This is a genomic window from Bifidobacterium sp. ESL0745, assembly GCF_029433335.1.
In the GTDB taxonomy this organism is placed as follows: Bacteria; Actinomycetota; Actinomycetes; order Actinomycetales; family Bifidobacteriaceae; genus Bifidobacterium.
Genome location: NZ_JAQTHX010000001.1, coordinates 10,133 through 20,468 on the forward strand (window position 1 = coordinate 10,133; position 10,336 = coordinate 20,468).

The following is a 10,336-nucleotide window of genomic DNA, read 5'->3' on the forward strand; positions in this document are numbered from 1 at the left end:
TAGCGGGGGGGGGCAAGATGCTAGCCAGCAGGCTGTTCAGCAGACGCAGCTGCAGCAGAGCACTCAGACAACAGTAACTCAGGCGCAGCCAGACACGTTGCAACAGCCGTCCGCGGTTGCTGCTGGTAAGGATGATGCGGCGGCTGGTTCGTCGTCGACGTCTGCGGGCAAGTCTGTTGAAGCTTCGCAGGCTCAGTCTGATTCATCTTCGTCAAAGCAGGATGCTTCCACGTCGCAGAAAGCAGGGGCTGCCGCCGGTTCCTCTACCACTGCTACCGGTAAGGTAAGTTCGACTGCTGGTTCCTCTGCTTCTGCCACTGGTAAGGATGGTGCGGCGGCTGGTTCGTCGTCGACGTCTGCGGGCAAGTCTTCTGAAGCTTCGCAGGCTCAGTCTGGTTCTTCTGCGTCAAAGCAGGCTACACCCGCGCCGCAGGCCGAGGAGCTTACTCCGCAGGTCGGTCCTCAGAGCGAGCCGGAAGAAATGCTTGACCAGCAGGCCGCCAAGATCAGTGAGTTCCGCTTGGATCCCTCGAAGAAATGGGAGACGGGTACTGCGCCTTGGGATTCTGACAATGACCCGGGCAACGACAAGGACGCCAACAACGATGTGGTGCGTTCGTTCGACAAGATCAGCTACAACTATAATTTCGCGGTTCAGCCTGACCTACCGGGCACGCAGTTCAAGAAGGCCCGTGTGGGCTTCCGCTTTGAACTCCCATACTCCGCGACGAAGGTCACGTTCAACCAGGCTGATATGGGCTGGATGGATAAGACCGCAGGTTTCGAACCCAAGGTGACACAGGAAACTATTGACGGTGTGCCGACTCAGGTGCTGACCGCCTACCGCCTGCTCGAGGGAACCAAGAGCCAGCCGATCGTGGTGCCGGGTCAGTCGGGCGTGACGCTGGTGCTGGATGTGAAGCTGATGAACAACGGCGAGACGGTGCAGCCGAAGGCGAAGTCGTGGGTGGCTCAGGCGGTTTCCACGAGCCATGCACCGAATGATACAGTCGATCGAAGCATGACGAACACGCCTGATAAAGTAACGGTTTCCGCGAAGGCCAGTCTAAACATCAGAGCTGATTTAACCGAAGTTTCGCAGGAGCGGACGGTTAATTTTGACGGTGCCGGTGCCTCGACGCAACTCAATTACGGCTTAGGCGAGCGCAAGGGCATGTTTGGTAAGGTTCTTTGGTCAGTTGACATGCGGCAGAAGAATGTCGACAAGGGTATGCGAGGCTTGCAAAAGCCCAATGGTGATATCTCTTTCAAGATTTCCCTGAACTCTATATTTGCGAAGGGCGAGGATAATAAGAAGCAGCCTGCCGAAGCCGCTTTACAGCCGTACTTTTGGGACAGTGCTTGGGTGAAAAGGAGTTCATATTCTCAAGGGCGTGACCCGGGAACATACGGATGGTATCCGACGTTTGATGAGTGGTCTGCCGCTGGATCAGAGTCTGTGTCCGCGAACCCTTCGCTCAGTCAGGCTGATCATGTATATAAGAACGGCAATGTGACAGTTGACCAGAATCGAGAATCTGACAGGACTGTTTTCAACGTAACGGTCAAGGATTATGACACCAACGGTGTCTTTCCCCGTCTGGCAATATCGCATACGCTAACTGACCAGTGTAATACGCTTTTTATGGCCGCCGGTTGCACACAGCAGACTGCAGGCGAGCTGTCGACCGGGTATCTGTATGTGGTTTTCCCGACCACGGCGCCGAAGAGTCCCGGAAGCTCCGAGATGCAAGGTATATTCGACCATTATAGTGCCACTCGTTTGTCTTTGATGGCTGACATGGAAGAGGGAGGCCTTTCCAACGAATTCGTCGCCGCCGCAACTGGTGATAAGGATCGTTCCAATCAGGCTGCAGAGAATGATGATGCGAAAAACAAAACGATAGCAGTAGGTCTCACGACTCCCATTGTTAATGGAATTAATTATTCGTGTACGTATGACGGTGTGAACAGAAACGGTAAGAATGTAAGTAAAGGCGATATAGAAAACGGGACTGATTGTGCTACGTGGCGTGGGTCAGACTGGAAGTATGGTACTGATTCGGCTCCTCAGGGGGCAGGTACCAGGCTGTATGTGAGCTCAATTGTGACTATCGGACAAACAAGACAGTTGCCTGTGGCTGAGCTCAATCTGGTGAAGATCGACCCGACCGTGTTTGACGTGCCAGAAAAGAACCAACTCGATTTGCGGCTGTACCAGCAAACTAATGGGAAGCCTCTGTGGAGTGGGTGGAACCTCAACCCGAATAAGTATGGCAAGACTGCTGTCGAGGTGAAGTATGCAGTCAAACCAGATGGGACGTCTTGGATCGATGACACCGAACAGAACAAGACACAGCTGAAAGACCTTGTTTTATATGATTCTAAGGCCGAAGCGGAGCAAGGTGGGCGTACCGTTGTTGGGCTGGTGTTTGTGGGTAGGACTGCCGAAGAGGCTCACAGAGTTGGAATTGTGAGTAGATACACCGTGGGGACGATTGCATTGCCCATTAAGCCTGATGCCAAGATTGGTAGCGTGGCACAGGTTACAGGGGCGTCGTACATGTATACACGCGAGCAGGTGAAAAACTTCGGCCTGACAAGCTTGAATATTGATGATGACAGCAAGGCGGGCGATGTCAATTGGGAAAATGCATCTGCAAGTTTTGATGCACTGGCTCTCTACCAGAAGTATGCCCAAGAAAATAACAGTGATTATATGCCGTTCCACCATACTTCTGCAGACCCGATTTATTACTACAAGAAGGCACAATACGATTCGGAGAAGGGTTATCTTGGTGGCGATTCTGGTGGCCGAGACCTTGGCGACTCAATGTATGTTACCGGTGAGACGCCTTCCGTTGGCATTGGGGTTGAGCAACAGAACGCAGATGCCAGCGTTAAATCCGTTTTCGACTTGGACAAACAGCAGCGTCGGGTCGATTGGAAGCTGACCGGTTATGTTAAACCAGGCAAGCCTGGTGGTGCTTCAGGCACGACCACGGCGTATGTCAGCGTGACGCTGCCCAAGGGGCTTGAGTACGAACCTGGTAGTGCTGTGTTGGATGGCACGTACCAGTCGCCGACTAGTGTAGAGGCTTCCGATGGCAAGGTGAACGGCGGCACGATGCTGCCTGATCCGACCAGTACCCCCGGTTCTCGGGTGCTGACGTGGACGTTGGACAGGCCGGTGAACGACAGCCTGTTCGTGATTCATTTCTCCACGAAGGTGGGAAGTCCTTCGGATCCTGCGCATGATGTGAAGTCGAATGATGCTTTCCCCGTACAGGCTACGATCATGTCCAAGCGCGCGATGGCTCAGCCGTCGGATGTTCTGGGTACCTCTTCGACGGCGTCGATGAGTGTGTGGGGTGCGCGTCATACCACTATCGGTGTGGATGCGCAGGACCCGGTCGTCGAGTTGAAGGGCGATATGACGTTCGACATGATGCGCTATTACCGCAAGGACGATGATCAGGGTGGCGCGTTCGCGGTGAACATTTTGCCGTCGAACACGAAGCTCGACGGGACACCAGGTCTGTCGTCCTACTCTGGCAACTACACCCTGAAGGGTGTGAAGCTCAAGAAGGCCGACAGCCATGGTGCCGAGCAAGTGCATGTCTATTTCGCCAAGGCCAGTGATTTGGCAGACAAGACGGAAAACAATATCAGCCGGGATGATGTGACCGGATGGGAGGAAGGCGCCATCGATGCTGACGGTAATGTGACAATCCCTGCCGGGTATGAACATGCGCCGGCGTGGGGTGTGGTGTGGACGCCGGCTTCCGGTGCCACCGAAAGCAATGTCAACATGTCGATGACACTCACGACGGGTGGGGCCAACAAGATCGACAGCAAGTATGTCGACCAGTGGTACTCCGGTCCGATCCATGATCAGACGTCGGTCGGTGTGGCCAACCGCGTGGTCAGCGGCAAGGTGTGGCTGGACAAGAACGCCAATGGCATTATGGATTCCGGTGAAGATGATCTGCCGGCCGGTGGTGTGAAGATCTCCATGGTCGATCAGACGGGTCTTGGCTTCACACGTGGTGTGAGCGATACTGAGCCGCTGTCCAGCGCGTATCCGTTGACGACGGATGTGGCCTCTGATGGCACGTTCAGCTTCAAGGGTGTGCCTGCCGGAACGCACGAGCTGCAGTTCACTTCCAAGAATGGTACTTATTGGACGAACCTTGCCGTCACCAAGTCCGATCAGGGCGGGGACAGGGCGTTGAGCTCGCGCCCGGCCTCTGAGACGCAGAGCGACAAGGTCGATAACGAGATTCGCCTGCATTATGCATTGGTCGATCTCCCCGAGTTGCCGACGATTCAGGATATGCCGAATGGCACGTACGCGCTCGAGCATGAGAATCTCGGGTTCATCAGGATGGCTACGTCGACTATTTCACAGGCTCCGCGTCCGGAGCGTCCGGCGGATCCTATTACTATTACGGTGCCTGTGACTCCGAAGCCTAAGCCTGCGCCGCCTACCCCGTCTCCGAAGCCGACTCCTGATCCTGAGCCTGCTCCGTCTCCGACGCCGAACCCCGATCCGGCTCCCGATCCTGCACCATCACCGACTCCGATGCCGAATCCATCACCGAGCCCGAAGCCGAACCCATCACCGACTCCGATGCCGAACCCATCACCGAGCCCGGCCCCGTCGCCGTCTCCTGCACCGAAGCCCGGAACCGAACCCACGCCGTCTCAGTCTCCTGAGCCGACGCAAGGGTCTGAGCCGGCTCCGTCTCCAGCTCCCAGCTCGGATAAGAATTCGAATTCCATTGGAAATCCGAATCCCGGGTCTTCCCAGTCTCCGACTCCGGCTGTTCCAACGTCGGCTCCGACTACTCCGACAGCCCTGACTGGTGGGAATCCAGGAATGCCGCAGGTTGGTCTTCCGCCTCGTATGCTGCCGCAGGTTCCCGTGATCGGGCAGCGTGACCATATCGGTTCCACCGTACGTCCTCAGCAAAGGAATGGGCAAGGCCAATCGCCGAAGCGGCAATATGAGTGCATAACTTCCGGATATGTCGTAGGTACTGTTGCATACACGTCTAATAGCCCGCTGTGCGGTAACGATGCGCCCGCTGAGGCGATTCAGATTACGCAGCCGAAGTTGTTCATGTTGTGGTGGTTGTTGCCTCTGATTCTGCTGTTGGCATTGGCCCTGTGCAGGCGCAACGTGCCGATAGTCTGCCAGCACCGTTCTGCCGGTGAACGTTTGGTCAATGTGCTCGGCTAGATGCTACTGAATATGGTGTGATGCTTCGCCTGAATTCTTGTCAGGTGTCGCCTCACACCATATTGCATATATGGATCGCATACTGTCTTGATGGTATGGATGTGTGGTTCAGTTGCTTTTGAAATTGCGAGTCGCCTATAAGCGAGGTCAGGAATCAATATGATGGAAAACGGTCCACAGAACGTAAGCATCGGCTTGGAAAATGTGGCTGATGTCCCGTCCGAGGGCATGGGCGGATCACGAGGTCGCCGCGGTGGCCCTGTGCAGGATATTGGTTCGATTGAAAAGAAAAGGCATCTGGATATTTCCAGCCCCCGTTTCCGTAGCCGTTTGACAGCGGTGGTCTTGGCGGTGGTCTTCATCTTGCTGGCATTCCTTATTCATTGGTTTTTGGGACGGCCGGTCAAGGGACATCTGCTGGATCATACGGTCTCGGTGAATCTTAAAGGCGCCACACCGCAATGGTTTTCTTCGTTTGCCTCTGCTTCTCTGTTTGCAGCCCAGGGCATATACATCACCTTGATCGTGCTGATGGCTGTGGCGGCGTTTGCGATCGCTGCTGTTCGTCGTCGTTGGTGGTTGGTCCTGCAGGCGGCGATCTTCTTCGTTGTGTCCTTGATTGCCATACCGATAGCAAAGTGGCTTCTTGGCAGCAAGTCTTTTCCCATAACCCTCTGGTTGTTGCTGGTGGCCTGCATGCTGCTGCTGATCACTGTCCCCAGGCCATGGAGGGCGTTGGTGACTTTGGTGGAGGGGCTGTACGTCATTATGACGATGTTCTCGATGATGTTGGGCAATGCCTATAGCCTTTCGGCAATGCTGTCGGTTGTTCTGGTGGTGTGCGCGCTGGCGATGGCCGTACTTGCCCTGACAAGGACATCGGGTATGGATCCCCTCGCCGAGCGGATGCACGTGATGAGCGTGCAGATCGGCTCGACGCTCATGATCTCCTTCGGTATCGTATGCTGGATCAACGTGTTCTATCTGCGTTGGCAGTGGGGGCGCTACCGGGTGTCGTCGCAGTGGGTCGCCAGTGCCTCGTCCCTGACGTCCTACCTGTCCATCGCCGGGTTGGTCTGCATTGCCTTCGGCACCGTCGTGGCGGTGCGGCAGCTCACCGCTGCGCCGCTGATGCATTTCGATCAGATTGGCGAGCGCTCCGACGACGACCAAAACCAGGATGAAGACCAGCAGGCCGACGAGCGCGGAGCCGGTGCTCCGTACGCCGCAGCCCGCCGCTGATTAGCCCCTTAATCTGATCCTCGGTTGCCTCCGCTCGTGCCTGGTTTATAGCTGTTGCCCGCCAAGACATGTCTATTATTGTCATTTTTCACTATGGGGTGAATGGTGGCAGAAAACTCTCAACAATCGAGAAAAACACCGAAGTATAAGACTTTTTGGTACGTTTTGTACGATTAATTTTGTTGTGTATAGGGGTTTGTGCAAACCTACAAAAGCGGTCGGGCGATTTTGTCGATTCCTTTGATTTCATCGGTGGGGGATAGGCGATAGGTTGGAACCTATGGTCAAAAATGTCAATAAACTGCTGGTGGCGAACCGCGGCGAAATCGCATTGCGCGTCATCCGCACGGCCCACGAAATGGGGATACCGACCGTAGCGATTTACGCCGAGCAGGACAGAGATGCACAATATGTACAGATGGCCGACGAAGCCTATCTGCTGCATGGGGATTCCTACCGGGCCTATATGGATGAGGATCTGATTATCGACGTGCTGCACCGCAGCGGCGCCGACGCCGTCCACCCCGGATACGGCTACCTTTCCGAAATCGCCTCGTTTGCCGACAAGGTCATCAAGGCCGGCGCCACCTGGATCGGCCCGAGCCCGACGGCGCTGACGGACCTCGGCGACAAGATCACCGCCCGCCGCGTGGCCAAACGTGCGCACGTGCCACCGGTGCCCGGCCTTTCCGAGCCCGTGAGCAACATGCGCGAGCTGCTGACGTTCGCCCAGATCAACGGATATCCGGTAATGATGAAGCGCACTGATGGTGGTGGCGGCAAGGGCATCACCCTGGTGCACAACGACGACGAGCTGCGTAGTTTCTATATGAACCATGACGCGCTGGAAGGCGGAGACCTCAACGAATATTTCGTCGAGCTCTTCATCGACAAGGCTCGTCACGTCGAAACCCAGTCCGGACGCGATTCGCACGGCAACTTCACCGTCTACTCCACGCGTGATTGCACGGTGCAGCGCCGCAACCAGAAGCTCATCGAGGAGGCTCCGGCCCCCTACCTCACCGACGACGAGAAGGAACAGCTCGAGCGCTACTCCCGCAGCCTCTTCAGCGCCGTTGATTACGTCGGCCTGGGGACCTGCGAGTTCATGGTCACCGGGCAGCACAAGGTCTACTTCCTTGAGGTCAACCCGCGCCTGCAGGTGGAGCACACGGTTTCCGAACAGGTCTGTGGCCTTGATTTGGTTCGTGAGCAGATCAACATCGCCAACGGCGAGGAACTCACCAAGGCCCCGCAAAGCCGCGGCCACGCTTTCGAACTGCGCATCACCAGCGAGGACCCGGACAAGAACCTCACCCCGTCCGGTGGCACGCTCACCCGTCTCGATTGGCCCAGCGGCCCCGGCATTCGCATCGATTCGGGCGTGAAGGTCGGCGACGTGGTCTCCCCGAAGTTCGATTCGATGATGGGCAAGCTCGTCGTCACCGCACAGGACCGGCCCACCGCCGTCGCCCGCGTGCGTCGTGCGCTGAAGGAATTCAAGCTGGAAGGCGTGCCCACGCCGAAAACGCTTTTCGAGACGATCTTCAACGATCCCGAATTCACCGCCGAAGACGACCACTCCTTCTCCGTATATACCAAGTGGCTTGAGCGCAAGTACCTGAACCGCAAGCCCAACACGGCCGGCACTGGCCAGCCCGCCTCGCTTTCCGGCGGCGAGGAGAAGCCGAAGAAACAGGAGACCGATTCCTTCGTCATCGAGGTCGACAACAAACGCGTCAAACTGACCGTTCCGCGCGACATCGTCGACAATCTCACCGGTTCGGCCCGCGCCCGCGGTTCACGTCGACCGACCCAGCCGCTGCGCGGTTCGTCGACGGGTGCCGTCGAGGAACGCGCGAAAGCCAACGACGGCAAGTCCGGCGTCATCGACTCGCCGATGCAGGCCATCGTCACCCGCGTCAACGTCGCGGAAGGCCAGGTGGTCAACAAGGGCGACCTGTTGGCCGTGCTCGAAAGCATGAAGATGGAGAACTACGTCTACGCGCCCGTCAACGGCACCGTGCAGAAGATCTTCGTCGGCCCGTCCGATTCCGTGGACGCCGGCACGACATTGATGAAGATCGATGTGGACGGCGCCGCCAACCGCGAGAAGTCCGGAGCCAGCGACAAGGCGGCTGATAACGCCGATGCTGCTTCCGCCCCCGATAGCGCCGCAAACGTTTCGTCTGCCTCGCCTGCCGACGGCACGAACAAGGAGAGCGATCGCTGATGACCGACATCATGACCACCACGGCCGTCGAAAAAGCCATGTCCAGCGATAAGCCCCTCGACCAGCAGCCCATACGCGCTTCCGTTGCCCGCGCCGCCGAACTCGCTCGTGACGCCGAAAACCACGCCCACGCCCGTCAGAGCGCCAAAGGCAAGTTCACGGCCCGCGAGCGCCTCGACCTGCTCTTCGACACCGGCACCTTCCAGGAGATCGGCCGCTTCACTGGCGGCAACATCAACAAGGGCATCGCCGGTTCCGCCGTCATCACCGGTTTCGGTGAGGTCTACGGCCGCAAGGTCGCCGTCTACGCGCAGGACTTCTCCGTGCGCGGCGGCACGCTTGGCCACGCCGAAGGCGAGAAGATCTGCCACCTGATGGATATGGCGCTTGATTTGAAGATTCCGGTCGTCGCGCTGATCGATTCGGGTGGTGCGCGCATTCAGGAAGGCGTGGAAGCGTTGACCCAGTACGGCCATATCTTCCAGAAAACCTGCGAGGCCTCCGGCTTCATCCCGCAGCTTTCGCTGATTCTCGGACCCTGCGCAGGCGGCGCGGTCTATTGCCCGGCGCTCACCGACCTGATCATCATGACCCGCCAGAATTCCAATATGTTTGTCACCGGCCCCGACGTGGTCAAATCCGTGACCGGCGAGACGATTTCCATGGAGGACCTCGGCGGCGGCAAGGTGCACAACGCGGTTTCCGGCGTCGCGCACTACTTGGGCGAGGATGAGGCCGACGCCATCGATTACGCGCGTACGGTGCTCGCCTACCTGCCTTCCAGCTCGGATGCGCAGCCTCCGGTCTACGCCTACGCGGCCACCCGCGCCGACCTCTCCACGGCCGAGCGTTTGGGCACCATCGTGCCCGACAATGACCGCCAACCTTACGACATCAACGAGGTCATCCGCTGCATCGTCGACTACGGCGAATTCGTGCAGGTACAGGAGCTCTACGCGCGTTGCGCAGTGGTCGGTTTCGCCTGCATCGAAGGTCATCCGGTCGGCATTGTGGCGAACCAGCCCAACGAGCAGGCCGGCATTTTGGACGTCGATTCGAGCGAGAAGATCGCCCGGTTCGTCCGGCTTTGCGATTCGTTCAACCTGCCGGTGGTCACCTTGGTGGACACCCCCGGCTACAAGCCCGGCAGTGACCAGGAGCACGCAGGCATCATCCGCCGCGGCGCCAAGGTGATCTACGCCTATGCCAACGCGCAGGTGCCGATGGTTTCGGTCGTGCTGCGCAAGGCCTTTGGCGGCGCCTACATCGTCATGGGTTCCAAGGCGATCGGTGCCGATGTCAACTACGCCTGGCCTTCCAGCCAGATCGCGGTGCTCGGCGCCGCGGGCGCGGTCAACATCATCCACCGCAAGGACCTGCACAAGGCCAAGGAGCGCGGGCAGGACGTCGAGGCGCTGCGCCAGCAGTATGTTGACCAGTACGAAAGCGAGACGTTGAACGCGAACCTTTCGCTGGAGACGGGCCAGATCGACGCGATGATCGACCCCGAGCAGACGCGCGAGGCCATCGCCGAATCCCTGCGGTTGCTGCGTGGCAAGAAGCGCGTGCGCCGTACCAGCAAGCACCATGGCAACCAGCCGATGTGAGTTTGGACA

At 57.9% G+C, this 10,336-nt stretch carries 4 protein-coding genes; all 4 read left to right on the forward strand.

Annotated features, from left to right (window positions below; translation table 11 throughout):
• Positions 1–97 precede the first annotated feature (97 nt).
• The 4 genes from PT275_RS00040 (at position 98) to PT275_RS00055 (ending at position 10,327) form a co-directional block, all read left to right on the forward strand.
• On the forward strand, positions 98–5,245 hold the full coding sequence (locus tag PT275_RS00040; protein WP_277151138.1) for an SdrD B-like domain-containing protein: 5,148 nt from the start codon (positions 98–100) through the stop codon (positions 5,243–5,245).
• A gap of 159 nt (positions 5,246–5,404) precedes the next feature.
• On the forward strand, positions 5,405–6,487 hold the full coding sequence (locus PT275_RS00045; RefSeq protein WP_277151140.1) for a hypothetical protein: 1,083 nt from the start codon (positions 5,405–5,407) through the stop codon (positions 6,485–6,487).
• 280 nt (positions 6,488–6,767) lie between these two features.
• A complete protein-coding gene (locus PT275_RS00050) occupies positions 6,768–8,720 on the forward strand; it encodes a biotin carboxylase N-terminal domain-containing protein (RefSeq protein WP_277151142.1) in 1,953 nt (650 codons plus the stop codon).
• Complete coding sequence (locus PT275_RS00055) at positions 8,720–10,327, forward strand: acyl-CoA carboxylase subunit beta (protein ID WP_277151144.1); 1,608 nt, start codon at positions 8,720–8,722, stop codon at positions 10,325–10,327. Before PT275_RS00050 ends, PT275_RS00055 begins: the two co-directional genes overlap by 1 nt.
• Positions 10,328–10,336: the final 9 nt, after the last annotated feature.